Annotated in this window: 17 protein-coding genes; 10 read left to right on the top strand and 7 right to left on the bottom strand. The window is 74.2% G+C overall.

Going from position 1 to position 23,597, the window contains the following annotated elements:
• The first annotated feature begins 63 nt into the window (after positions 1 to 63).
• Complete coding sequence (locus WME98_RS52945; RefSeq protein WP_437949141.1) at positions 64 to 729, top strand: hypothetical protein; 666 nt, start codon at positions 64 to 66, stop codon at positions 727 to 729.
• Between the two features lie 36 nt (positions 730 to 765).
• Here the strand turns inward: WME98_RS52945 and WME98_RS52940 are convergent, their stop codons facing one another.
• Together WME98_RS52940 and WME98_RS52935 are read right to left on the bottom strand one after the other, a co-directional pair.
• Positions 766 to 1,785 carry a serine/threonine-protein kinase gene (locus WME98_RS52940; protein ID WP_437949140.1) on the bottom strand — a complete coding sequence of 340 codons (1,020 nt, stop codon included), beginning with the start codon at positions 1,783 to 1,785 and terminating at the stop codon, positions 766 to 768.
• Between the two features lie 458 nt (positions 1,786 to 2,243).
• On the bottom strand, positions 2,244 to 3,278 hold the full coding sequence (locus tag WME98_RS52935) for a LysR substrate-binding domain-containing protein (protein ID WP_437949139.1): 1,035 nt from the start codon (positions 3,276 to 3,278) through the stop codon (positions 2,244 to 2,246).
• Positions 3,279 to 3,402: 124 nt separating this feature from the next.
• Between WME98_RS52935 and WME98_RS52930 the strand changes: the two genes are divergently transcribed.
• Entirely contained in the window at positions 3,403 to 4,599 is a 1,197-nt protein-coding gene (locus WME98_RS52930) for an FAD-dependent oxidoreductase (protein WP_437949138.1), read from the top strand.
• Between the two features lie 239 nt (positions 4,600 to 4,838).
• On the opposite strand, the gene WME98_RS52925 is transcribed toward WME98_RS52930, so the two are convergent.
• A complete protein-coding gene (locus WME98_RS52925) occupies positions 4,839 to 5,555 on the bottom strand; it encodes a hypothetical protein (RefSeq protein WP_437949137.1) in 717 nt (238 codons plus the stop codon).
• A gap of 480 nt (positions 5,556 to 6,035) precedes the next feature.
• Here WME98_RS52925 and WME98_RS52920 point away from each other — a divergent pair, with 480 nt between their 5' ends.
• Together WME98_RS52920 and WME98_RS52915 are read left to right on the top strand one after the other, a co-directional pair.
• Positions 6,036 to 7,118, top strand: coding sequence for an NADH:flavin oxidoreductase/NADH oxidase (locus WME98_RS52920; RefSeq protein ID WP_061626606.1), 1,083 nt, complete (start codon positions 6,036 to 6,038; stop codon positions 7,116 to 7,118).
• A 69-nt stretch (positions 7,119 to 7,187) separates the two neighbouring features.
• Positions 7,188 to 10,802, top strand: a complete 3,615-nt coding sequence (locus tag WME98_RS52915; RefSeq protein ID WP_437949136.1) for an SNF2-related protein — start codon at positions 7,188 to 7,190, stop codon at positions 10,800 to 10,802.
• A gap of 6 nt (positions 10,803 to 10,808) precedes the next feature.
• Here WME98_RS52915 and WME98_RS52910 read toward each other — a convergent pair whose 3' ends face one another.
• The 3 genes from WME98_RS52910 to WME98_RS52900 all read right to left on the bottom strand — a co-directional run bounded on the left by WME98_RS52910 (position 10,809) and on the right by WME98_RS52900 (position 13,697).
• Positions 10,809 to 11,399, bottom strand: a complete 591-nt coding sequence (locus tag WME98_RS52910) for a Uma2 family endonuclease (protein WP_437949135.1) — start codon at positions 11,397 to 11,399, stop codon at positions 10,809 to 10,811.
• A gap of 122 nt (positions 11,400 to 11,521) precedes the next feature.
• Entirely contained in the window at positions 11,522 to 12,124 is a 603-nt protein-coding gene (locus WME98_RS52905) for a carbonic anhydrase (protein WP_061629225.1), read from the bottom strand.
• Between the two features lie 142 nt (positions 12,125 to 12,266).
• The gene (locus WME98_RS52900) at positions 12,267 to 13,697 is read right to left on the bottom strand and encodes an MATE family efflux transporter (RefSeq protein WP_437949134.1); all 1,431 of its coding nucleotides are present in this window, start codon (positions 13,695 to 13,697) and stop codon (positions 12,267 to 12,269) included.
• Between the two features lie 173 nt (positions 13,698 to 13,870).
• Between WME98_RS52900 and WME98_RS52895 the strand changes: the two genes are divergently transcribed.
• The gene (locus tag WME98_RS52895) at positions 13,871 to 14,770 is read left to right on the top strand and encodes a hypothetical protein (RefSeq protein WP_437949133.1); all 900 of its coding nucleotides are present in this window, start codon (positions 13,871 to 13,873) and stop codon (positions 14,768 to 14,770) included.
• A gap of 1,256 nt (positions 14,771 to 16,026) precedes the next feature.
• Here the strand turns inward: WME98_RS52895 and WME98_RS52890 are convergent.
• Positions 16,027 to 17,277 (bottom strand): MFS transporter, encoded by a 1,251-nt coding sequence (locus WME98_RS52890; RefSeq protein ID WP_437949132.1) that lies wholly within the window; start codon positions 17,275 to 17,277, stop codon positions 16,027 to 16,029.
• 99 nt (positions 17,278 to 17,376) lie between these two features.
• Here WME98_RS52890 and WME98_RS52885 point away from each other — a divergent pair, with 99 nt between their 5' ends.
• The 5 genes from WME98_RS52885 to WME98_RS52865 are packed head-to-tail and all read left to right on the top strand — an operon-like array spanning position 17,377 to position 23,489.
• Positions 17,377 to 17,610, top strand: coding sequence for a hypothetical protein (locus WME98_RS52885; protein WP_437949131.1), 234 nt, complete (start codon positions 17,377 to 17,379; stop codon positions 17,608 to 17,610).
• Complete coding sequence (locus tag WME98_RS52880; RefSeq protein ID WP_437604807.1) at positions 17,603 to 18,097, top strand: nucleotidyl transferase AbiEii/AbiGii toxin family protein; 495 nt, start codon at positions 17,603 to 17,605, stop codon at positions 18,095 to 18,097. The genes WME98_RS52885 and WME98_RS52880 overlap by 8 nt, the downstream gene beginning before the upstream one ends.
• A 57-nt stretch (positions 18,098 to 18,154) precedes the next feature.
• Entirely contained in the window at positions 18,155 to 20,566 is a 2,412-nt protein-coding gene (locus WME98_RS52875; protein WP_437949130.1) for a hypothetical protein, read from the top strand.
• A 47-nt stretch (positions 20,567 to 20,613) separates the two neighbouring features.
• A complete protein-coding gene (locus WME98_RS52870) occupies positions 20,614 to 22,815 on the top strand; it encodes a hybrid sensor histidine kinase/response regulator (protein WP_437949129.1) in 2,202 nt (733 codons plus the stop codon).
• Entirely contained in the window at positions 22,812 to 23,489 is a 678-nt protein-coding gene (locus tag WME98_RS52865) for a DNA alkylation repair protein (protein ID WP_437949128.1), read from the top strand. The genes WME98_RS52870 and WME98_RS52865 overlap by 4 nt, the downstream gene beginning before the upstream one ends.
• Positions 23,490 to 23,597: the final 108 nt, after the last annotated feature.

The following is a 23,597-nucleotide window of genomic DNA, read 5'->3' as shown; positions in this document are numbered from 1 at the left end:
GGGGGCGTGAGCCGAGATCCCGCGGCGGCATCGGCGGATGACCTGGCCGGACGACGTGAGCCCATGACGACCCCCCTGCGCCCCGAGGACGCGCTCGCGAGCCTGCGCCGCGCCGGGCTCGCGACCCAGGTCGACGCCGCGGCCTTCGCGTCCGCGTGCGACGGGGAGCGCGCCGGCGCACCGCTCGACGCCGAGATCGCGCTCTCGGCCCTGGCGTCGATCTACGGCGTGCGCGGGCCCTCGGAGGCGAGCGACCCCGACGTCGCGTTCGTGGTGGACGAGCACGCCGCTTCCGACCCGAAGGTCCTCGCGGCCGTGTGGCTCGCCTTCGAGCGGTGGCTCGAGCGCCCGATCCCCGTCGCGGTGGCGACCGACCTCGACGCGCTCGTCTCGTACGCGGGCGACGTGTGCTTTCTTCGCCGGCACGCGGATGCCGCGGGGGAGGCGCCCTGTCTCTACTCCATCGACGGGTGGCGGCCGCGCGACGACACGGCGTTCTCGCTGTACGCGCTGCGGCGCGACGGCGATCCGCTCTACGCGCTCGGCGTGCCCGTGCAGTTCCACGTGCATCCGGACACGGAGGCCGCGGCCGCCGGCATCTTCCGCATCGACGGCCTCACCGACAGCTACCGCGAGCACGCCCCGGCGTGCGCGGTCTGCCGCGACGCGCTCCGGCGCGCCGCCGACAGAGGCGTCCTGCCGGACGAGTTTCGGCCGCTCCTCGGTTGAGCCGGCGGCGGGTCGACGAGGCAGCGGCGCGCGCCGTCAGGGATCCGCCCCCCGCCGTTCCAGGAGGCGCGCCGTCGCGGCTTGCGCCGCGTGGACCGCCCGCCCGGCGGCGCGGAGCGCCTCCTCCACGCTGCCGCGCGCTCCGGCGACCCCCGTCCCTTCCCACAGGAGCGCCCCGGCGAGCGCCGCCCCGACCGCCGCGGCCGCTCCGGCCGCCGCGAGGCGCCCGCGCCTCGGCCGCGCCCGCGACGTCGCGGGCGCGCCGGCCGCGGCCGCGAAGGCGGCGATCATCGCCTCGACGCTGGGGAACCGCTCCGACGGGGCGATCGCGAACGCCCGCGCGAACCACGCCTCCAGCGCGGGCGGCGCCTCCGGGCACAGCGTGGTCACCGGGGGGCGCGCGCCGACGAGGATGGCGGCGAGCACGGCGGCCAGGTTGCGGCCCGGGAACGGCTGCTGGCCGGTCAGCGCCTCGTGCGCGACGACCGCGAGCGACCACAGGTCGAGCTGCGGGCCCGCCTGTCCGTCGCACGTGTGCTCCGGGCTCAGGTACGCGGGCGTGCCGAGCACCACCCCGTCCGCGGTCCGGCGGCGGAAGTCGGTCGGCCGATCCTGGCCGACCCACTTGGCGATCCCGAAATCGGTGATCTTGGTGCGGAGGTGTCCGTCGCTCCCCTCGACGAGCAGGATGTTCGACGGCTTGATGTCCCGGTGCACGATGCCGAGCCCGTGCGCCACCGACAGCGCCTCTCCGAGCTGCCGCAAGAGCGCCGCGAGCTCGACGGCCGGCACCTTTCCCCGCTCGTCCAGCAGCTGCCGCAGCGACCTGCCGCGCACGTAGTCCATGACGAGGTACGGGCCTGCCGCCGGGTCTTCCCCGGCGTCGTGCACGGCGACGACGCCGCCGGTCTTCTGGCCGAGCCGCGCCGCGACCCGCGCCTCCAGGCGGAACCGCTCGATCGCGTCGAGGTTCCGGCCGCTCCGCGCGACCACGAGGAACTTCAGCGCGACATCGGCGCGCCGGACGCTGTCGTGCGCGCGCCAGACCTCGCCCATGGCGCCGCGCCCGAGCGGGTGCTCGAGCCGGTAACGCCCGCCGACGAGGCGGCCTCGCAGCCGCCCGGCGCGGCGCGAGGAGGCAGGGCGGGAGTCTGCGGGTCGATCAGCGAGCGCTGCCGCGGCGCGCGCGCCGTCTCTTCTCTGGGAATCGGGCTGGGGATCGAACGAGGATGGCTGGAACACGATCGAGCACCTCCGTGCCGCCTCTGTGTCTCAGACACGTCGGTGCTCCTCTCGGGCGACGCGCTGGGGCCAGGGACCGGGGCATGCCCGGAGCGTACCGCGAAGTTGGGACTCAGGGAATGCCGGACAGCGCGCCTCCCACGGAGCGCTAATTGCCGACTTGCGCTCACAGAGGCCTACGATGGCGCTCGACGTCGGTGTCTGCGCTCCGACGAGCAGCCCGGCCCCCTCGGTGCCTGCCGTCAGTCGAACGGATCGCAGAAGGTGTGAAGTCAGGAAGCGGGGTTGACCCGCCTCCCCGTCTTCGCACGTTCCTGCTCGCGCCTGGCGCGGGAGGCTCCCCCCTTGTGCGAGCGCCCGGCCTGGGTGCGCGGGCGCGCGTAGGGAGGCGTGGCTTCGCGCAAGGCGGAGATGACGAGCTCTCGGAAGCAGCGCGCGCCCGCGTCCTCGTGGGTCCTCTCGTGCCAGACGAGCTGGAGCCTCAACGAGAACCCCGGCATCGGCGGCTCGACGATCGCGAGCGGGGCGAGGCGGGCGAGCGCCTCGGCCAGGCGGCGAGGCATCCCGGCGATGAGATCGGTATTCGCGGCGGCGACCGCGGCGGCGGAGAAGCTCGGGACCGTCATGGCGATCTCGCGGTGGAGCCCGTGCGCCGCGAGCTGCTCTCGGGCGGCCCGGTTGCCGATGCCGCCTCGCCCGAGCGCGACGTGGATGTCGATGTGGCGCATCGCATTGAACACCTCGCGCGTCATCGGGCCGCGGGCGCACGGGTGGCCGCGGCGGACCACGAAGACGCTGTCCTGCTCGTAGAGGTCCGCGGCGTGGTGGCCGGGCGGGAGCGGGTGAGCAGGCGCGATCGCCGCGTCGATGTCGCCGCCGGCGAGCCCCCCGGCCGCCTCGAGGTGGTCGACGCTCGCGACGCGGAGGACCGCGCGCGGCATCTCCGCCGCGAACGCCCGCGCGATGGCCGGCAGGCTGCATATCTGATCCAGGTCGGAGCACGCGATCGCGAACGCGCGCGAGGTCGTCTTCGGGTCGAACGCGCGCTCGCCCTCGATCGCGCCGGCGAGCTCGCCGAACGCCGCCCGGAGCCGCGGAATCATCTGCTGCGCGCGGGGCGTCGCGACCAGACCGCGGCCGCTCCGAACGACGAGCGGGTCGCCGAGCTGCGCGCGCAGCCGCGCGAGCGAGTTGCTCACGGCCGACGGTGTGACGTGGAGCCGCCGCGCCGCGCGCGCCGCGCTCCGCTCCTCGAGCACCGCGTGGAGGACGAGCAGGAGGTTGAGATCGAGCGCCGGTAAGTTCACCAATCGTGACGATTAGCATCACGAACCATCACTGGCAATGAATGCCTGTCACACGCATGCTGGCCCGGACATCGAGCCCGCGCGGCGCGACCGGCGGGCAGGTGGAGGTGGCGAGATGACCGAGATGACCAAGCGAGGCGTGCGGCGGGCGATCGTGATCGGCGGAGGCATCGCGGGCCCGGTGCTCGGGATGTTCCTGCGGCGCATCGGCGTGGAGGTGGCGATCTTCGAGGCGCGCGAGGCGCCTGCGGAGCAGGAGGGCGCCTTCCTGGGCATCGCTCCGAACGGGATGAACGTGCTCTCGGAGCTCGGCCTCGCGGGCGCGGTGGAGGCGCTCGGCGCGCCGTGCGCGGGCCTCCGGTTCGAGAACGCGCGCGGCCGGCGCGTCGGGGTGATCGATCAGCGGGAGGCGCCGCGCCGCTTCGGCGCGGCGCTCGTCATGATCCGGCGCGGGGCGCTGCACGGCGCGCTCGCGGAGGAGGCGGCCAGGCGCGGCGTCGCGATCCGGTACGGCGCGCGGCTCGAGGACGTGGACGCCTCGGATCCGCGCGAGGTCGTCGCGCGCTTCAGCGGCGGCGGCGAGGCGCGCGGCGACGTGCTCCTCGGGTGCGACGGGTTCCGCTCGCGCACGCGGGCGCGGGCGCTGCCCGGCGCGCCCGAGCCGCGCTACACCGGGCTCATCGACTTCGGCGGCTTCGCGCGTTGCGCCGACGCGCCGATCGAGCCTGGATGGAATGTGATGGTGTTCGGCCGGCGCGCGTTCTTCGGCGCGTTCGCGGCGCCCGGCGGCGAGGTGTGGTGGTTCCACAACAGCGGGGAGCCCGCTCCGGCGCATGGCGACGCCGCGCCGCCGGAGTCGCTCCGCGAGCGCATCCTCGCGCTGCACCAGGGCGATCCGGGCTGGATCGCGGACGTGGTGCGCGCGACCCCGGAGGTCCTCGGGCCGTGGTCGCTGCACGACATCCTGACGATGCCGCGCTGGCACGCCGGCCGGGTTTGCCTGATCGGGGACGCGGCGCACGCGGCGACCCCGCACGCCGGCCAGGGCGCCTCGCTCGCCATGGAGGACGGGATGCTCCTCGCGAGGTGTCTCCGGGACGAGCCCGACCCGGAGCAGGCGTTCGCGGCGTTCGAGCGCCTCCGGCGGCCGCGCGTCGAGGCGATCGTCCGGCAGGCGCGCCGGAACGGCAGCCGCAAGGCCGTCTCCGGGCCGGTGGCGGAGTGGCTCCGCGACCGGGCGCTGCCGCTGTTCCTGCGGATCGGCGCGGCCGCTCAGCAGCGCGCGTACGCGTACCGGATCGACTGGGAGGAGCGGGTCTAGCTCGCTCCGCCGCTCAGGCGGTGGTGGCCCAATTGGCCCCGGAGCGATTCACATGAAGGCGGGAAGATCATTGATCTGTTCTTCCCGCCTTCCCGCCTTCATGTTCAAATCCGGCCACCGCCGCTCAGGCAGGCGCCGAGGGCGTCGGCGAGGACATCTGTACACGGGCAGCGCGGCGAGGCCCTCGACCTTCGTGCCGTGTCAGGGCGGCAGCGGCGCGACCGCGGGCGCGCGTCGGATCAACGCGCCACGCAGATGCCGGCGCAGTCGGCGCTGCCGGTGGCCGTATCGCAGTCGTCGCTCGGGTCGTCGACGCACTCGAGCCCGTCGGGGCAGGGGAAGCCCGCGATGCCGCCGCACATGATGGGCTTCGGCTCGACGCAGACGCCGGCGCAGTCGGCGCCGCCGCGCTCGGGGTCGCAGTCGTCGGTCGGGTCGTCGACGCACTCGAGCCCGTCGGGGCAGGGGAGGCCCGCGAAGCCGCCGCACATGGCGGGCTTCGGCTCGACGCAGACGCCGGCGCAGTCGGCGCCGCCGTGCTCCGGGTCGCAGTCGTCGCTCGGGTCGTCGACGCACTCGAGCCCGTCGGGGCAGGGGAGGCCCGCGAAGCCGCCGCACATGGCGGGCTTCGGCTCGACGCAGACGCCGGCGCAGTCGGCGCCGCCGTGCTCGGGGTCGCAGTCGTCGGTCGGGTCGTCGACGCACTCGAGCCCGTCGGGGCAGGGGAAGCCCGCGAAGCCGCCGCACATCACGGGCTTCGGCTCGACGCAGACACCGATGCAGTCGGCGCCGCCGTGCTCGGGGTCGCAGTCGTCGGTCGGGTCGTCGACGCACTCGAGCCCATCGGGACAGCTGGTCCCGAGGAAGCCGCCGCACTCCTGCTTCGTTTGCGGATCCTGCGACTCCCCGACGTCGCCGTCGCCCTCCGCCTTGCAGCCGACGAGTCCAATCACCATGAGCAAGAAAGCCAATCCTGTGTGGCGCATCAGAACCTCCGCGTCGTGCTTGTTCGATCCCTCATGCGACCGCCGGATCGGCGGTCGCGCGGCAGCCTGGCGCGCAGGCGCCGCCAGGGGAGGACACCCCTGACGCCGCCGCCCAGGCCACCTTCAGGGCTTCTGTCTCTGCTCCCCGAGGCGCGTCCTTCGGGGAGCGGCGCTCCATCGTCGCGCCTGTCTCCGCCTGTCTCCGCCTTGAGCAGCCTCCGTGCCAGCGAGATCTGGCACAGCGAACGCGCAAATCGCGGCCTGCCGCCGGGGGGGACTCGCGGCCGCTCTGTCTCACGGGTGTCTCGAAGTGTCTCACGTGTGCCAACGGTGAGACAGTCGGCTCGCGCGCCGCGCACGGAGGCGACGGCGCCACGGCCGGAGGACGCCTCCGCTTGCGCGCGAGCGTCCTGGCTGCAACGCTGCGCGCCTCTTGCAAGGAGGTCCTCTGTGGTGAGCTTGTTCGAGCCCTTTCGCTTGAAGGACGTCACGCTGCGCAACCGCGTCGTCGTCTCCCCCATGTGCCAGTATTCCTCCGTGAACGGCCATGCGACCGACTGGCACCTTGTGCATCTGGGCTCGATGGCGAGAGGTGGAGTCGGCCTCGCCATCGCCGAAGCCACGGCGGTGTCCCCGGAGGGCCGTATCAGCCCGCGAGACGCCGGGCTGTGGGAAGACGGTCAGATCGAGCCGCTCAGGCGGATCGTCGCGTTCGTCAAGGAGCAGGGCGCGGTGCCGGGCATCCAGCTCGCGCACGCGGGGAGGAAGGCGAGCGCCAACCGGCCGTGGGAGGGCGACGACCACCTCACGAAAGAAGAAGGCGCCTGGGAGACGCTGGCGCCCTCGGCGAAGCCGTTCGGCGCGTACCTCCCCCAGGTGCCCAGGGAGATGTCGAAGGCAGACATCGACCGCGTGAAGGGCGCCTTCGTCGCCGCCGCGCGTCGGGCCCTCGAGGCAGGCTACGAGTGGCTCGAGCTGCACTTCGCGCACGGCTACCTGGCGCACAGCTTCTACTCGCCGCTCTCGAACGCGCGCACCGACGAGTACGGCGGGACGTTCGAGAACCGGATCCGCTTCCTGACCGAGACGTTCGAGGCGGTGCGGAGCGCCTGGCCGGAGCGCCTGCCGCTCACCGTCCGGCTCTCGATCACCGACTGGGTGGACGGCGGGGTCACGATCGAGGAGTCGATCGAGCTGACGAAGCGGCTCAAGGCGTCCGGTCTCGATCTGCTCGACGCGAGCCACGGGTTCGTGGTCCCCGATGTCTCCAAGATCCCCTGGGGCCCCGGCTTCCTGCTCCCGTACGCCGGACGCCTCCGCAAGGAGGCGGGCCTGCCGGTCGCGGCGGGGTGGTTCATCAACGAGCCGGAGCAGGCCGAGGCGGCCCTGAAGGAGGGCCAGGCGGACCTCATCGTGCTGGCCCACGCCCTGCTCGACGACCCGCACTGGGCCTACCACGCAGCGAAGAAGCTGGGCGTGGAGCAGCCGAGCCGCGTCCTCCCGCCGCCGTACGGCCACTGGCTCAAGCGCTGAGGGCGCCGGCCGGCGCGCCATAACCCCTTGAACCGGGCCCGCGCACCCATCACGTTGCGCGGCCCGACCATGCCAGGCGACCCCCAGCCCGTCACCCCCGGAGCGCCGGAGGCGCCGTTCGCGACGCGGGCGGCGCTCCTGTCCTGGCTCGCGCGCCACGCCATCGCGCACGTCGCCCGGCTGAACCTCGAGGCGGTGGCCCCGCGCGTCGATCCCGCCCTCTGGCCCGAGCTGCGGATCCTCGGCGCGCGGCGGCGCCTCATCGACCTCGCGAGCGACGACGAGCTCGCGCGCTCGCTCGAGTGGCTGCCGCCCTCGCGCCTCCGCGACGCGCTGCCGCCCGCCGTCCTCGGCTTCCTCGAGGACGAGCGCGCCGCCGCCGCTGCCGCGCGCGCCGCCGTCCCCGCGCTGCTCCGGGCGCCCGACGAGCCGCGGGCCCAGCCGGCGCACGCCCTCCTCTGCGCCCTGCGCGCCCGCATCCCCGACGCCGTCGCCCCGCGCCCCGAGCGGGCGCTCCGGGCCGCCCTGCTGCGCTTCGACGCGGCGCTGCCCGGCTTCCGGCTCGACGACCCGCTGCCCTACGAATCGCAGCGCGTGGGCGCCGGCTTCGTCCGCCCCGAGGCGCGGCTGACCCTCGCCCCCGGCGCGCCCCGCGCCGAGTGCGGCTGCGGCGCGGCCGACTGCGTGCACGTGCTCGCGGCCATCGACGCGGCGCTGCTCTGGCTCCGCCAGCCCCCGGGCGAGGCCTTCTTCCAGGCGCTCGACGAGCTCGGGCGCCCCCCCTGGGAGCGCACCTTGCTGGCGCTCGACCGCGCGTTCGACGAGGGCCCCGGCGCGCGCGCCGGCGTCGAGCTCATCTTCCGGCTCGACGTCGTCGAGGGCGCCGGCGTCGCGGTCGCCCCCTGGATCCACCGCGTGGGCAAGAAGGGCCAGCGCGGCGCCGGCGCGCGGATCGGCAAGAAGCGCCTCCTCCTCGAGCACGGCGCCAAGCTCTCCGCCGACGACGCCCGCGTCGCGGCGCTCCTGCCCGACGGCGACGCGTTCGCCTCGCGGGCGCTGCTCGACGCGCTCATCGGCCACCCGCGCCTCGTCCTCGGCGAGGCGCCCGACGTCGCGGTGCGCATCGAGCGCACGCCGGTGGGCCTCGTGGCCGAGGAGCGCCACGGCGCCGTGCGGGTGAGCGCCGGCGTCGAGGGCACCGCGCTGCCCCCTCCGCTGCTCGATCGCGTCCGCCGCGCCCGGCCCGAGGAGGTGCTGTTCCTCTGGGACTGGGACCAGGGCGCGCGCCGGCTCACGCTGCTCGACGTCAAGGCCGAGGTCCGGTCGCTCCTCGACGTGCTCCTGCGCGAGGGCAACGTCTTCCCGCCCGAGAGCCACGCCGCCCTGCTCGCCGCGCTCGCGCGGTGGGCGCAGCGCGTGCCCGTCGCCATGCCGCGCAGCGTGATGGGCGAGTCGGTCCCGCCCGCGCTGCTCCCGGTGCTGCGCCTCACGGCCCAGCCCCGCGGCGCGGTCGAGGTGGAGCTGCGCATCCGGCCGCTCGCCGATGGCCCGGCCCTCGCGCCGGGCGCGGGCGCCCGCGACGTGCACGTGCGGCGCGGGGAGAAGGCGCTGCACGCGGTGCGCGACCTCGCCCAGGAAGAGGGCTTCGCCGCCGCGCTCGCGGCCGAGCTCCCGCTCGCCGGGGCCGAGCCGATCGAGGATCGCCGCTTCCACTACCGCTTTGCCAGCGCGCACGGCGCGCTCGACCTGCTCGCGGCCTGCGCGGCGCGCGACCCGCCGCCGGAGCTCGAGTGGGTGGGCGCGCCGCTCCGCGCCGTGGCGAGCCGCGGCCCCCAGGCGCTCAAGATCGTCCTCGAGCGGCGGCGCGAGTGGTTCGGCGTCCTCGGCGGCCTGAGCGTCGGGGGCGAGCGCGTGGAGCTCGCGCGGCTGCTCGATGCGGCGCGGCGCGGCGAGCGTTACGTGCAGGTCGAGGCGCAGACCTACGTGGAGCTGGGCGAGGCGCTGCGCGCCCACCTCGAGCGCCTGTCGGACCACGTCCACGAGACCCGGTACGGCCTCGCGGTGGGCCCCTCGGCCGCCGGGGTGCTGTGGGAGATCGAGCGGGCCGGCGCCGAGCTCGATGGGGACGGCGCCTACCGGCGGCTCGCCGAGCGCGTCGCGGCCGCCGGCGAGCTTCGCCCGGCCGTCCCCCCGGCGCTCGGGACCGAGCTCCGCCCGTACCAGGTCGACGGGTACCGCTGGCTCGTGCGGCTCGCGGCCTGGGGGGCCGGGGGCGTGCTCGCCGACGACATGGGCCTCGGCAAGACCGTGCAGGCGCTGGCCGTCCTGCTCGAGCGCGCCGAGCGCGGGCCGGCCCTCGTCCTCGCCCCGACGTCGGTGGCCTTCAACTGGCGGGACGAGGCGCAGCGCTTCGCGCCCTCGCTGCGCCTCACGCTCTACGCGGACGAGGCCGATCGTGACGGCGCGCTCGCGTGGCTCGGCCCGGGCGACGTGCTGGTGCTCAGCTACGGCCTGCTCGTGCGCGACGCCGCGCGCCTCTCGGCCCGGCGCTTCGCCACGGTCGTCTTCGACGAGGCCCAGAGCCTGAAGAACGCGACCACCCTGCGCGCGCGCGCCGCGCGGGCGCTCCAGGCGGACTTCACGATCGCGCTCTCCGGCACGCCGCTCGAGAACCACCTCGGCGAGCTCTGGAGCCTGTTCACGATCGTCTTTCCCGGCCTCCTGGGCAGCTGGGACTCGTTCCGCGATCGTTACGCCGCGCCGATCGAGCGGCACGGCGATCCTGCTGCGGCGCCCGCGCTCGCGCGCGTGCTCGCCCCCTTCCTCCTGCGGCGGACCAAGGCGCAGGTGGAGGCCGAGCTCCCGGCGCGCACCGAGGTGCGCGTGCCGGTCGTCCTCTCGGGCGCCGAGTGGCAGCTGTACGAGGACGCGCGGCTCGCGGCGCTGTCCGATCTCGAGACGCGCCGGTCGGTCCGTCGGGAGCAGCAGCGGCGCGTCGAGGTGCTCGCGGCGCTCACGCGGCTGCGGCTGCTCGCCTCGCACCCGCGGCTCTACGACGAGCGCTCGGCGCTCGCCTCGTCCAAGCTCGCGCGCTTCCTCGAGCTCGTCGAGGAGCTGCGGGCGGAGGGGCAGCGCGCCCTCGTCTTCAGCCAGTTCACCTCGCACCTCGCGCTGGTGCGCGAGGCGCTCGACGCGCGCGGCGTCGCGTACGTCTACCTCGACGGCGAGACGCCGCGGCGGGCGCGGGGCGAGCGGGTGCGCGAGTTCCAGGAGGGGGCGGCGCCGCTCTTCCTGATCTCGCTCAAGGCGGGCGGGTTCGGCATCAACCTCACGGCGGCCACCAACGTGATCCACCTCGACCCCTGGTGGAACCCCGCGGTCGAGGATCAGGCCTCGGATCGCGCGCACCGGCTGGGCCAGCGCCGGCCGGTCACCATCTACCGCCTGGTGGCGCTCGGGACGATCGAGGAGCAGATGCTGTCGCTGCACGAGCAGAAGCGCTCGCTCGCGGCCCAGGTCCTCGGCGGCAAGGACGCCGCGGGCAAGCTCTCGACGCAGGAGCTCCTGAGGCTGCTCTCGGCGCGGCTCCCGGGGCTGGACGGCGGCGAGGGCGGCGAGGGGGAGGGCGCCGTCGCGCTCGACGGGGATCCCGGCGCCGGGGCGCCCGCGCCCGCGCCCGCCTGAGGAGCGCTACGTCGCCCAGAGCACGGCGAGCTCCAGCTCGATCGCCTCGAACGGCGCGGCGCGGACGCGCGCGGCGTCGCGGTGGGTGGCGATCGGGACCCAGCCGCGGCCCGGGCCGAGCGAGAAGACCTCCTGGGTCCGCTGGATGGGATCGACCAGCCACGCGTGCTGCACGCCCTCGTGCGCGTAGAGGGGCATCTTCTCCTTGCGATCGTGCTGCTCTGTCGAGGGGCTCAGGACCTCGCAGATCCAGTCCGGAGCGAGCGAGAAGTAGGGTGTATCGGGGAGCTCGGGCATGCGCTCCCGGCGCCAGCCGGCGATGTCCGGCACGACCGCGTCCACGTCGCCCGGCGATTCCGGATCGGGGAAGTGCAGCTCGGGCTCGTCCAGGATCCACCATCCGCCTGGGCCGTTCCTGCCGTGGTCGAAGGGACCGCCGATCTCGATGCCCAGGCTCGACGCGGCGCGCGCATGCCGCGGTGCCGGCCGCGGGAAGACGTGCAGCACGCCGCGGATCAGCTCTGCCACCTTGTTCGGCGGCGCGGCCTCCAGGTCGGCGTACGTGGCGCGGCGGGGCTTCTCGGCGGGCTGGCCCATGGCCCCAGCCTGCCTGCGGGCGCACGCTCAGGCAAGCAGCGCCCGACGGGGCACCGCCTCGCCGGAGCGCCGGTCCTTGCGAACGGACGCGGAGGGCGCGCGTCCCCCCGCGCCTCGTCACCTCACCGGAGCGAGATCTGGTGCGCGAACTGCGACTCTTCGAACGAGTAGCCCCAGAGGGACGCGTCGCGCTCGTCGTAGAGCCACGCGTGCACGCGCGGCCCGTCGCCCCGCGACAGGGGCGGATAGGTGAGCAGGTGATCCAGCTGTGTCAGCACGTTCTCCTGCGCCATCACCTCGCGGAGCGACTCCCTGTCGAGCCCGCCGTAGTTGTGCCGCACGAGGTCCATCGTCGCCCGCGCCGCGGGCACCTGCGCCATGAGCCCGAAGGCCCCTCGATCGCGCTCCTCGTCGAGGAGCACCTCGAGCGCCGCGCACTGGACGTGGCCGCAGATCACGACGTCGTGCGTCTCCCGCATGGAGAGCGAGAGCAGGAGCGGCGCGTTCTCGCTCGCGACCTTGTCGCTCCAGGGCGCCACGAGGTGCGCCGGCGACCGCACCTGCGCGCACGACACTCCGCGAGCCGAGAGCCCCATCCGCTCGAGGGGGAGCGCCGCGTCGAAGCACGAGACCAGCAGCGTGCGGCCGGGATCCAGCGTGGCGGGGATGCGCCGTCGCCGTCGCGAGGCCGGGCCCTCGAGGGAAGTGTCGTACGAGCGCTGCATCGGTTCTCCTCGCGGACCGGAGCGGTCCTCCGGCATGGGTCGGAACGAGCGCGCCTCCGGTTCCCGATCACCGCGCGCCGCCGGCCTGCGCCGGCGGCGGGCCCTGCGCGTCACCGGGCGAACGGGCTGCGCAGCCGGCGGCTCACGCCTCGCCGGCCTCGTTCGCGAACGCCTTCGCGGGGTCGGCTTGCCTCGCCGCGTCCGCCGGGGGGGCGGGGTGGACGACGACCCGCTTCCAGCGCCCCGAGGCGTAGTAGGCCAGGCTGGCGGCGAGCGACACGACGAAGCTCACCGCGATGGCGTACCAGACCCCCTTCACGCTGCGCATCTCGCGGGAGAGGAAGTACGCGAGCGGGGCGCGGACCACCCAGAGGCCGAGCAGCGAGATCGCGGTCGTGACCAGGGTGGCGCCGGCGCCGTTGATGATGCCGTTGCTCACGAAGGAGAGGCCGAAGAGCACGTACGACGCGCCCACGATGTGCAGGTACGAGACGCCGAGATCGATGACGACCGGATCGGCGATGAACACGCGGAGGAGCGCCTCGGGGAAGACGATGGCCGCCGCCGAGCACGCGAGCGTGATCGCGGCGCTGAAGGCGCAGCCCCACAGGAAGATCTCGCGCACGCGCCCGTGGTGCCCCGCGCCGAGGTTCTGCCCGGCGAGCGTCGATATCGCCATTCCCATGTTGATCGCGGGCAGGAACGCGATCTGGTCGATGCGCGAGGCCGCGCCGAACGCCGCGGTCGCGACCTCTCCGAACCCGTTCACGATCCCCGTCACCACCACCATGCCGAGCGACACCACCGACTGCTGCACGGCCGCCGGCACGCCGATGCGGAGCGTCCGCCGGATCGTCGGGCCGAGCTGGCCGAAGCGGGGCCACCTCGGCGAGATCGGCGACCTCTTCACGTGGAGATATGCGTTGAGCGCGACGAGCGCGAGGACCTGAGAGACGATCGTGGCCCAGGCCGTCCCGTTCAGGCCGAGCGCCGGCAGCCCCAGCTTCCCGAAGATGAGGAGAGGATCGAGCACCGTCGTGAGCAGGACGGAGCCGAGCTGAAAATAGAGGGGAGTCTTCGAGTCCCCCGTCCCCTGCAGCATGCTCCGCAGCGCGAACATGCCGAAGCTGAACGGCAGCGAGAGCAGGTAGACGCGGAGGTAGTGCGCGGCCGGCTCGAGCACCTCGGCCGGCGTGTCCATCGCGCGGAGGATCGCGGGCGTAAAGATCTCGCCGATGACGGTCAAGAGGACGCCGAGGCCGTAGATGAGCACGGTGGAGCCGTCCACCACGCGCTTCAGCTCGTCGAACCGCCTGGCGCCGAAGCTCTGCGAGACGAGGATGTTCGTCGCCAGGGTCATCCCCATCCCGACGCCGAAGATCGTGAACACGACCGGGAAGCTCACGGTGACGGCCGCGAGGGCGACGGTGCCCAGGTACTGGCCGACCCAGATGGCGTTGATGAAGCTGTAGGTCGTCTGGAGGAAGCCCCCGAGGAGCATCGGGAGCGAGAACGTCACGATGTGTCTGGGGATGCTGCCGGTCGTCAGATCGGTGCCGAACGTCGGTTTCATCGGGCTCCTCGCCCGCGGGTGGGCGGAAAGAGGGTATCGTGGGAGGGTCGGGCGCGGCGTAACTTAGCGGACGCGCGGCGACAGTCCACGCCCGCTGGCGCGCGGCTTGCAGTCCGCGCCGGCCGCTGAGCGCTTCGGTCCTTCCCCGGTTGCGCCAGCGAGAGGAGAACGACATGCCGAAAGCGAAGTCCGCCAGCGCCCCCAAGCAGCCGGGGGCGCGGGGCGCGGCCTCGGAGCCGTCCGAGGCGTCCTTGCCGCTGGTGCTCACCGCGGCCGAGCAGGATCTCCTGGGTCGCGCCCTCAAGCTCCTGGTCAATGTCCAGGCCGCGCCGTTCGTGGAGCGGGCCCGTCGCGAGGGCTACACGGCCGAGGAGCACCGCGAGGGGTGGCGGCTGTTCAAGCTCGCCTCGGGCGAGCAGCGCCCGCTGGAGCACCTGTTCGTGGAGGCCTCGAGCGGCGGGGTGGTGGAGGGGGCGGAGCGGATGCGGCTGCTCCAGGAGGTCGACACCTTCGAGAACACGTGGTTTCCGCGCGCGCGGGCGATCATCCGCCGCGTGGTGCCGCGCGAGCGGCGCGCCGGGTTCGAGGCCGCGTTCTTCAAGAACCTGGAGCAGCAGCCGCTCGGGCCGGCGGTGATCATGTCGGTCGGGACGTTCCTGCGCCGGGTGGAGGGGCTCGCCAGGAACAGCGACGGCGACGCGAAGAAGGTCCACAAGACGCTCACGGCGCGCGGGCTGACGGAGGCGAGGATGCAGCAGGTGCGCGACCAGCTCGCGCGGCTGGAGGCCGGCGCCGGCGCGCAGGGGCAGCCGCCCCGGGTGCCGGCGGCGGAGCTGGAGCGGGCCCGGAAGGAGCAGCGGGAGGCGCTCGAGGGCCTGCGCGACTGGTTCAACGACTGGGCGACGACGCTCCGGCAGGTCTTCTCGGTCAAGGCGCAGATCCAGCTCGGCCTCACGGTGATGAAGCGCGCGGCGGCCGCCGCCGGGGAGGTGGTCGAGGAGGAGCCGCCGCTCGACGGGGACGACGACGGCGCGGAGGGCGAGGTCGCGGGCGCGGAGCCGCTGCTCGGCTGACGCGGCGCCGGGCGCCGCCGTGCCCGCCAGGCGCCGGGGAGGGCGGCGGGAAGGCGCGGCGCCAGCGGAAAGCCGGTCCGGGGAGCCGGAGGAGGGGGTCTCGAGAGCGGCCGAGGGGGTCTCGGGAACGGCCGAGGGGGGTCTCGAGAACGGCCGAGGGGGTCTCGAGATGTGCGCAGACCTCGCTCCGCGCTCTCCGGACCGGCTGCGGCGGTGTCCAGACCCCGCCGCCCCGGTCTCCAGACCGGCACCGACGCTCTTCAAGCCCATCCCGGAGGCGCTCGCTGTCCAGGGTGCGATCGCTCGCCTCCTCCGGGCGCGACCGAGCCGTCCGCTCTACCCGAGGCGGTCGGTCCACGTGGACACGAGCCCTTGCGAGGTGGCTCGGGATACCGCTCCGGCAGCGCAGGATCCCCTGATCGGGTGCACAGATACTCTGCGGACCATGGGACCCCTCGCGGCGTCAGTTGCAGAGGGGCTCCGCAACCGGTTGCTCCCTTCCGCAATGGTTTGCGTGATTGAACAAGGGTTCGCGGTCCCGGGATCCCGGCCGCACGTCCCGACGGCACGGGCGCAGCGCCGCGCCATGGGTCGCATCGCGAGAAGGATCCACCTCGGCCTCGCCAGCACGGGGCCCCGCGCCCGAGCGGAAGATGCGGTGTGACGGGGGCCTACGACGAGGGTTTGAGCCGCCAAGGCGCTGAGGACACCAAGAGGGAGAGAACGCTCCTCTCTCTCTCTTCTTTGACGTCCTGCCTCCAGCTGACGTCGTCGAGAATCTCGGATTTTAACGCAAAGGCGCAAAGGCGCAAAGGCGCAAAGGCGCAAAGGCGCAAAGGCGCAAAGGCGCAAAGGCGCAAAGGCGCAAAGGCGCAAAGGCGCAAAGGCGCAAAGGCGCAAAGGCGCAAAGGCGCAAAGGCGCAAAGGCGCAAAGGCGCAAAGGCGCAAAGGCGCAAAGGCGCAAAGGCGCAAAAAGGCAGAGAGAGGAATCGAGGGTGAGAGAGCCAAGGTCGTCGTTGCGGCGATCGAGGTGCATCGCACCCTTGGAGGCGTCGGGCTACTCGAAACAGGTGACGGAGAGGCGCTTGCCTTCGCCTGAGTCGCGAGGGACTTCGGGGAGGTGAGGCAGGGCATCCATCGCGTGGTCAGGGGATTGCGAGAATGAAGAATGACCTGCCTCTATCTTGCTTTTTTTGCGCCTTTGCGCCTTTGCGCCTTTGCGTTGAATTCTCCATCCGTGCGACGCGGCTGCGCCCTCAGGCCGCCCGCAGCCGCCACACCGCGGGCCGCAGCAGCAGCAGCGGCGCGGCGAGGCCCGCGACGACGCCGCACCACACCGCCGACTCGACGCCGATCCGACCCGCGAGCCAGCCGGCCGCGAGCGTGCCCGCCGGCAAGAGCGCGCCGGTGAGCACGTGGAGCGTGGCGTTGACCCGGCCGAGCACGTGGAGCGGCAGCATCGATTGCCGGGCGCTCACCGCGTGGATCATGAACGCCACGAGGAAAGCGTCCCCGAGGAGCTGGTGCAGCACGAGGGCAGGGACCGCGAGCCGCCCGAGGTGCGCGGCGAGCGGGATGAGCACGGCGCCGGCCTGACCCACCGCGAGGCTGAGGATCATCGCCGGCCCGGGGCCGAGGCGGCGGCCCAGCCACCCCGCGACGACGCTGCCGCCCAGCGCGCCGACGCCGCCCGCGCTGATGATCAGCCCGACCGCGGCGGGATCCAGCCGCAGGCCCTCCAGGAGATAGAGCATGTACAGCGCGGAGAAGACCCCGCCGCTGAAGAGCGCCTGCGCGCCCATGGCCAGGAACGTCGCGCCAACCACGGGGTGGCCGAGGCCGTGGCGCAGCCCCACCCGGAGATCCTCGAACAGCGAGGCGCCCCCCTCGGCCGCGTCGCCCCCGGGGGCGGCCGGCGCCTCGACCGCCCGGATGCGCCAGAGCAGCGCCGCCGACCCGAGATACGAGAGCGCGTCCGCCACCATCGTCACCGGCGCGGTGAGCACCTGGATCAGGATGCCCGCGGCGCCGGGGCCGGCGATCTCCGCGGCGGCCTCGGTCCCCTCCAGCCGGGCGTTCGCCTCGACCAGGCGATCCTGCCCGACCAGCGCCGGCAAGTACGCGTTGTCGGCGATCTGGAACAGGGAGGTGGCCACGCCGACCAGCGCGGCCACCGCGGAGAGATGGACGAGGGTCAGCGCGCCGGCCCAGGCCGCGATCGGCACCGAGAGGATCAGCGCGGCGCGCGCGAGATCCGCGCCGATGAGCAGCGGCCGCTTGCGCGAGCGGTCGACGAGCCCGCCCGCGAAGAGCCCCACGAGCACGCCCGGGGCGGTCGACATCGCCGAGAGCGCCGCGACGCCGGCCGCGTCGGCGCCGAGGCTCACGATCGCGATCACCGGCAGCGCCGTCCGGCTGACGCGGCTGCCCAGCGCGCTCACCGCCTGCGCGGCCCAGAGGCGCAGGAAATCGGGGTGGCGAGAGAGGCCGGCGGGGGGAGGGGACATGGCGCGGGAGCGCGAGTAGAGCAGAAAAGAAGGAAGGACGGAGCGCCGCGACGGCCTGGGACCATCCGGCTGGCCCGAGAGGCGTGCTACACGAGGGCGATGGACCGCGACGAGCGTACTGGTGAAATCTTTCTCCGCGTCGTGGGTCGGCGCACCGCGCCGCCGCTCGGCGAGCCCCCGCCGCTCGAATCGCGCGACGCCCTCGCCACCATGGCGCGCTATCGAACACGGGCCCCCAAGGGGATCTTCGTCTACCGCAGCCACGCCGAGATGGAGGCCGACAGGCTGCGCTGGACCGTCGATGCCATGATCGAGCGCGCGCGCCGTGGCTGAATATACGCGCCCGGCCACGTGGGACGACGTCAAGCTGCTTGCCCGCTACCTCGATGAAGCAGGCGTACGCTGGGCGCTGATCGGTGGCTATGCGATCGCCGCGCACGGGTTCGTCAGGTTCTCCGAAGACGTCGACATCCTCGTCGACCCGTCCACCGAGAACGCGAAGCGCTGGATCGCGGCGCTTGCCCGGCTGCCCGACGGCGCGACGCGCGAGCTCGTCGGCGAGGAGGATGTCTTCGAACGCGAAGGTCCGTACGCCATCCGGGTCAACGATGAGTTCACCATCGACGTGATGCCTTCGGCCTGCGGCCACGGATGGGCCGAGCTGGAGCCTTACGTCGAGGAGCGCTTCATCGACGGTGTCCGGCTACGGGTCCTCGGGCTCGAAGGGTTGCTGAAGACCAAAGAAGGCATGCGCGACAAGGACCGCGCCGACGCCGCGGTGCTGCGCGCGGCCCTGGACGCTCTCCGCAGCGCGAAATGAGGGTCGCCTCTGCGGGCAGGCGCGACTACGAAAGCAGCCCTGGAGCCACCCGCGCCCATGCCCTCGCTGCTGCGTTCACCAGCTACCAGGCTCGCCGCAGCGCTCGTCGCGATCGCGATGGCGCTCGTCGGCCTCCTGCCCCTCTTCGACGGCCCCGGCTACGAGAGCGCGCTCGCCGCAGGCGTGCTCGTGCCGAGCGCCGCCGCGATCGCGACCGCCCTCGACGTCGCCGCCCACCGGCCCCTGCCGCTCGACGCCTTCCGCCGCGGCGTCGCGAACGGCGCCCTGCTCGCGGTCGTCGCGTACGCCACCACCCTGGCGCACGGCCTCCGCGCGGGCTTCTGCGACGTGCTCGGCGGCTCCGCGCACTTCGCCCTCGGGCCCGGCCTCGGCGCGGCCCTCGGCGGCGCCTGGGGCGCGGTCGCGGGCGAGCTCGCCGCCGGCATCCGGCGCGACGACGCCGCGCCCCTGCCGCCCGCGCCCCCCGCGTGGCGGCGCCGGCTCATCGCCGTCCTCGCCGCGCTCGCCGCCCCGCTCGCCTCGATCGGCGTGAGCGCCGTCCGCTTCTACACGAGCCCGATCGTCTTCGCCTACGACCCCTTCGTCGGCTTCTTCAGCGGCACCCTCTACGATACCGTCGTCGACGCCTCCGGGCTGCTCACCTACCGCGCCGGGACGCTCGCCACCCTCGTCGCCGCGTCCGCGCTCGCCCACCACCTCGTCCACGACGCGGGCGGCCGGCTGTCGTTCCAGCTGCGAGGCCGCCCCGGGCTGCTCCTGCTCGGCGCGGCGTGCGCCGCCCTCAGCGCCGCGAACCTCCTCGAAGGCGCACGCCTCGGCCACTTCCAGACCTCCGAGACCATCGCGGCCGAGCTCGGCGCGCTCTCGCAAGGCGAGCGCTGCGAGGTCGTCTACCCGCGCGGCATGCGCGAGGCCGACGTCCAGCGCTTCGTGCGCGAGTGCGACGCCCACATCGCGGCCGGCGAGCGCTGGCTCGGCGCGCCCGCAGAGCACGGCGGCGCGCCGCTCCGCGTCCGCGCCTACCTGTTCGAGAGCGCGGCGCAGAAGGGCGCGCTCATGGGCGCGTCGCGCACCTACGTGGCGAAGCCGTGGCGCCGCGAGGTGTACCTGCAGGCCGCCGGCTACCCGCACCCGACCCTCGGGCACGAGATCATGCACGTGCTCGCCGGCGCCTTCGCCCGCGGCCCGTTCGAGATCGCCGGGCGGCTCGGCGGCTGGCTCCCCGACCCGGGCCTCATCGAGGGGATCGCCGTCGCCGGCTCGCCCAGGGAGGGCGAGGACCTGAGCCCGCGCGAGTGGGCCAAGGCCATGAAAGATCTCGGGATCCTGCCGCCGCTGGCGCGCCTCTTCGCGCTCGGGTTCCTCGCCGAGAACTCGTCGACCGCCTACACCGTGAGCGGCGCCTTCGTCGGCCACGTGCGCGCGACGTACGGGCCCGCCGCGGTCCGCGCCTGGTACGGCGGCAAGCCGCTGCCCGAGCTCACCGGCGCCTCGTGGGCCGAGATGGAGCGCGCGTGGCACGCCGAGCTCGACGCGCTGTCGCTCCCGGACGCGGCCAGGGCGCAGGCGAAGGCCCGCTTCGATCGGCCCGCCGTGTTCGAGCGGCGCTGCCCGCACGTGGTCGACGCGTGCGCGCAGAAGGCGGAGCAGCTGCGCGCGCGCGGCGACAACGAGGGCGCCATCGCCGAGTACCGGCGCGTCCTCGCGCTCGACCAGAGCCCCGCGACGCGCGTCGCCGTCGCCGAGACGCGGCTCGCGAGCGACGCGCCCGGCAGCCGGGCCGAGGGGGTGCGCGAGCTGGAGGTCATCGCCGGGGACGCGTCGGTGCCGCGCCACCTGCGCGACCGCGCGGCGGAGCGGCTCGGCGACGTGGCGCTCTCGGCCGGCGACCGCGAGCGCGCGGTCGCGTGGTACCAGGAGGTCGCCGGCCGCCTCGTCGACGAGGACCGGCTGCGGACGCTCGACGTCAAGATCGCCGCCGCCCACGACGAGCGGGCCCGCGCGGCCGTGGTCGAGCTCCTGGTCGGGACCCGCGGCGGCGCGCCGGACCGGTTCCGGGCGGCCGAGCTGCTCGGCGCCTGGGCCGCGCAGGCGCCCGGCGACGGCCTGCCGAGCTACCTCCTCGGCCGCCAGTACCTGAACGACGGCCGCTTCGACGAGGCGGCCGATCGCCTGGACCGGGCGCTCGGGGCCCACCTGCCCCTCCAGCGGGTCTGGATCGAGGCCGAGCGGCTGCGCCTCGTGGCGGCGTGCGGCGTCGGCGACGCCGAGACCGCGCGCCGGATGTTCGCCCAGTACGCCGCCCACGAGGGGGCGGCCGGCGCCGGGCCCGCCGTGAGCCAGGAGCGCCGGGACGCCGCCCTCCGGCTGCTCGAGCGGTGCGACCGCGCCGCGCCCCGGCCCGCGGCCCCGGCGACCCCATCCGACAGGCCGGACGGACAAAAGTGAAGAATGCCTCTCGTCCCCGCGCGCCGACGTGGTGAGATGTCGTGGCGATGCACGATGCGCCTGCGAGCGAGAGGTACCGCCGCCTCGTCGCGCTGAACGCTGTCCTCACCGTCGTGGCCCGCCACTCGAACCTCCTCCTGCCGAGGCCGTTCGAGGAGCTCGCCGACGCCGTCGGCCGGTTCGCCGCGTTCCAGCTCTTCGCGGTGCTGTTCCCGGAGCCCGAGGGCGCGCTCCGCGCGCACGCGGTCATCCGCGCCGATACGCTCGCCGCCGCGCCGTTCGGCGCGCTGCTCCCCGCGCCGGCGGCGCTCTTCCGGCGGGTGTTCGGCGAGGGCAAGGCGTTCTCCTGCGACGACACCCGCGCGGGGGACGCGCTCGACGGGCTGGGGCCGACCGAGGGGTGCCTCGCGTACGTCGCCTTCCCGGTGCGGGCCGCGCCGCCCGGCGCCGAGGGCGCGCCGCGCGCCAGCAGCTCCGGCGGCGGCGGCCCCGTGGTGGCGGCGCTCGTGCTCGGCTACGCGGACGCCGCGGCGGCGGCCGCCGCGCCGGTGGAGCTCCTGGAAGAGCTCGCCGGCGCGCTCGGCGCCGGCCTGGATCGCTCGCTGCGCGTCGTCGCCGGCGAGCGCGAGGCCGCCGAGCGGCTGCTCAGGATCCGCGAGCTCGAGGAGCAGCACCGGAACCTCCTCGACAACGCGCCGCTCATCATCTTCCGGCTCGATCCCGAGACCGGCGAGCTCTCGTTCCTGAACCGCCACGCCGAGCGGCTCCTCGGGGTGCCGGTGGCCGAGGCGCTGAGGACGCCGGGCTTCCTCGGCGAGGCCCACGCCGACCCGGAGGGCGTGATGTGCTTCGAGGACGCGGTGGCGCGGGCCAAGCTCGGCGCCCCCTCGGCGTCGTACGAGGCGCGCCTCAGGCGGCGGGGCGGCGACGCGATCACCGCGCGCGGCACGGTGTACCCGCTGGTCTCGGATCGCGGCCGCGTGGTGGCGATCGAGGGCGTGCTCGCGGACGTCAGCACCGAGCACGCGGCGCGCACGCGGCTCATCCAGGTCGACCGGCTGTCGACGCTCGGCACGCTGGCGGCCGGCGTGGCGCACGAGATCAACAACCCCGCGGCGTTCATCCTGCTCGGCCTGGACATGCTCGACCGCCTGCTGCGCGGCCCGAACGTGCGCATGGAGGGCGCGGCCGCCTCGAGCGCGTCGGAGCTCTTGCGGGAGCTGCGCGACTCGATCAAGCGCATCGTCGACATCGTCCGCGACCTCAAGCTGTTCGCGAGCCCGCCGCAGCCGGAGGGGTCGCGGCGCACGCTGACGGACGCGAACCGGACCGTGGAGTCGGCGCTGAGCCTGACGCGCGGCCAGATCATCGAGCGGGCGCAGATCGTGAAGAACCTGTCGGAGGTGCCGCCGATCCTGATGGAGGACGGCCGGCTCGGGCAGGTCATCGTGAACCTGCTCGTCAACGCGGCCCAGGCGATCCCGAAGCCGAGCTCGAAGACCGAGGCGCGCGATCAGACGGTGACGGTCGAGACGCGGAGCGACGGGGACACGGTCGAGATCGTGGTGACCGACACCGGCGGCGGCATCGCGGAGGAGAACCTGCCGCGCATCTGGACGCCGTTCTTCACGACCAAGGGGCCCGAGGTCGGCACGGGGCTCGGCCTGTCGATCAGCCGCGAGATCATCGAGCGCGCCGGCGGGCAGATCACGGCGGAGAGCCCGGTGCCCGGGAGCGACCCGGCGGGTGGGGCGCGCTTCGTCATCTCGCTGCCGGCGGCGGGGCGCGCGGAGGAGGCGACGCCGAGCGTCGCGCCGGTGCCGCGGCTCGTGTCGAAGCGGGCGCGGGTGCTGGTGGTCGAGGACGAGGCGTCGCTGGCGCGCGCGCTGTCCGAGCAGCTCGGCCGGGTGCACCAGGTGGCGCTCGCGCCGAGCGCGGACGCGGCGATGGGGATGCTCGCCGGCGGCCAGCGGTTCGACGTGGTGCTCTGCGATCTGCGGATGCCCGGCATGTCGGGCGACGTCTTCTACACGCGGATCCGCGAGAGCGATCCGGCGCTCGCGCAGGGGTTCATCTTCATGACCGGCGTGGGCTTCGGCGCCGACGTGGAGCGGTTCCTCGCCTCGTCGGGCCGGCCGCTCCTGGAGAAGCCGTTCTCCGCCGAGGACGCGCTGAGCGCGATCGCCGAGGTCGTCACGGCGAACCGGGCCGAGGAGCGGGAGAGCACGAGGTCGCGGTCGAATCCATGAAGCTCGCCGACGTCATGCGGGACCTCGCCGCGCTGGGCAACGAGAAGATGCGCGAGGTCAACGCCCGCGCCGGAGACGCCCACGGCGTGAACCTCACCCAGCTCCGCGCGCTCGCGAAGCGGCTGAAGGCGGACAACGCCCTGGCCGGCGAGCTGTGGCGCACGGGCGATCCCGACGCCCGCCTGCTGGCGACGCTCGTGTTCAAGCCGAAGGCCCTCTCGGCGGACGAGCTGGACGCGATGGTCCGGGAGATCGGCTACCCCAAGCTGCTCGACTGGTTCATCGTCAACGTGGTGAAGGCGTCGCGCCACGCCGAGGCGCTGCGCGTCCGCTGGAAGGACTCCGCGAGCGCGCTGGTCGGGCGCGCCGGCTGGAGCCTGACGACGGACCGCGTCGTGAAGAGCCCTGCCGGGCTCGATCTCCCCGCGCTGCTCGACCAGATCGAGGCGGAGATGAAGACGGCGCCGGGCCCGAAGCAGTGGTCGATGAACCACTGCCTCGCCGAGATCGGCATCCACAACCCCGGGTTGCGCGCCCGCGCGGTGGCCATCGGCGAGCGGCTCGAGGTGCTCAAGGACTACCCGGCGTCGCCGGGTTGCACGCCGCCGTTCGCGCCGATCTGGATCGCGGAGATGGTGCGGCGGCAGAAGGCGGAGAAGACGCGGGGCGGGTGAGGGGGGGCGGCGCGCCCTGCTCCAGACGCCGTCCGGGCGCGCCCGGGGCGCTCCGTACGCCGCAGCTCGCCATGACCATGACCGTGCGCTCCCAACAGCGATCTGGAT

The sequence above is a fragment of the Sorangium sp. So ce296 genome, from assembly GCF_051529605.1.
GTDB classification, from domain to species: domain Bacteria; phylum Myxococcota_A; class Polyangia; order Polyangiales; family Polyangiaceae; genus Sorangium; species Sorangium cellulosum_D.
Note: the sequence above shows the minus strand (reverse complement) of the source record. Positions and strands in the feature narration are given on the sequence as shown.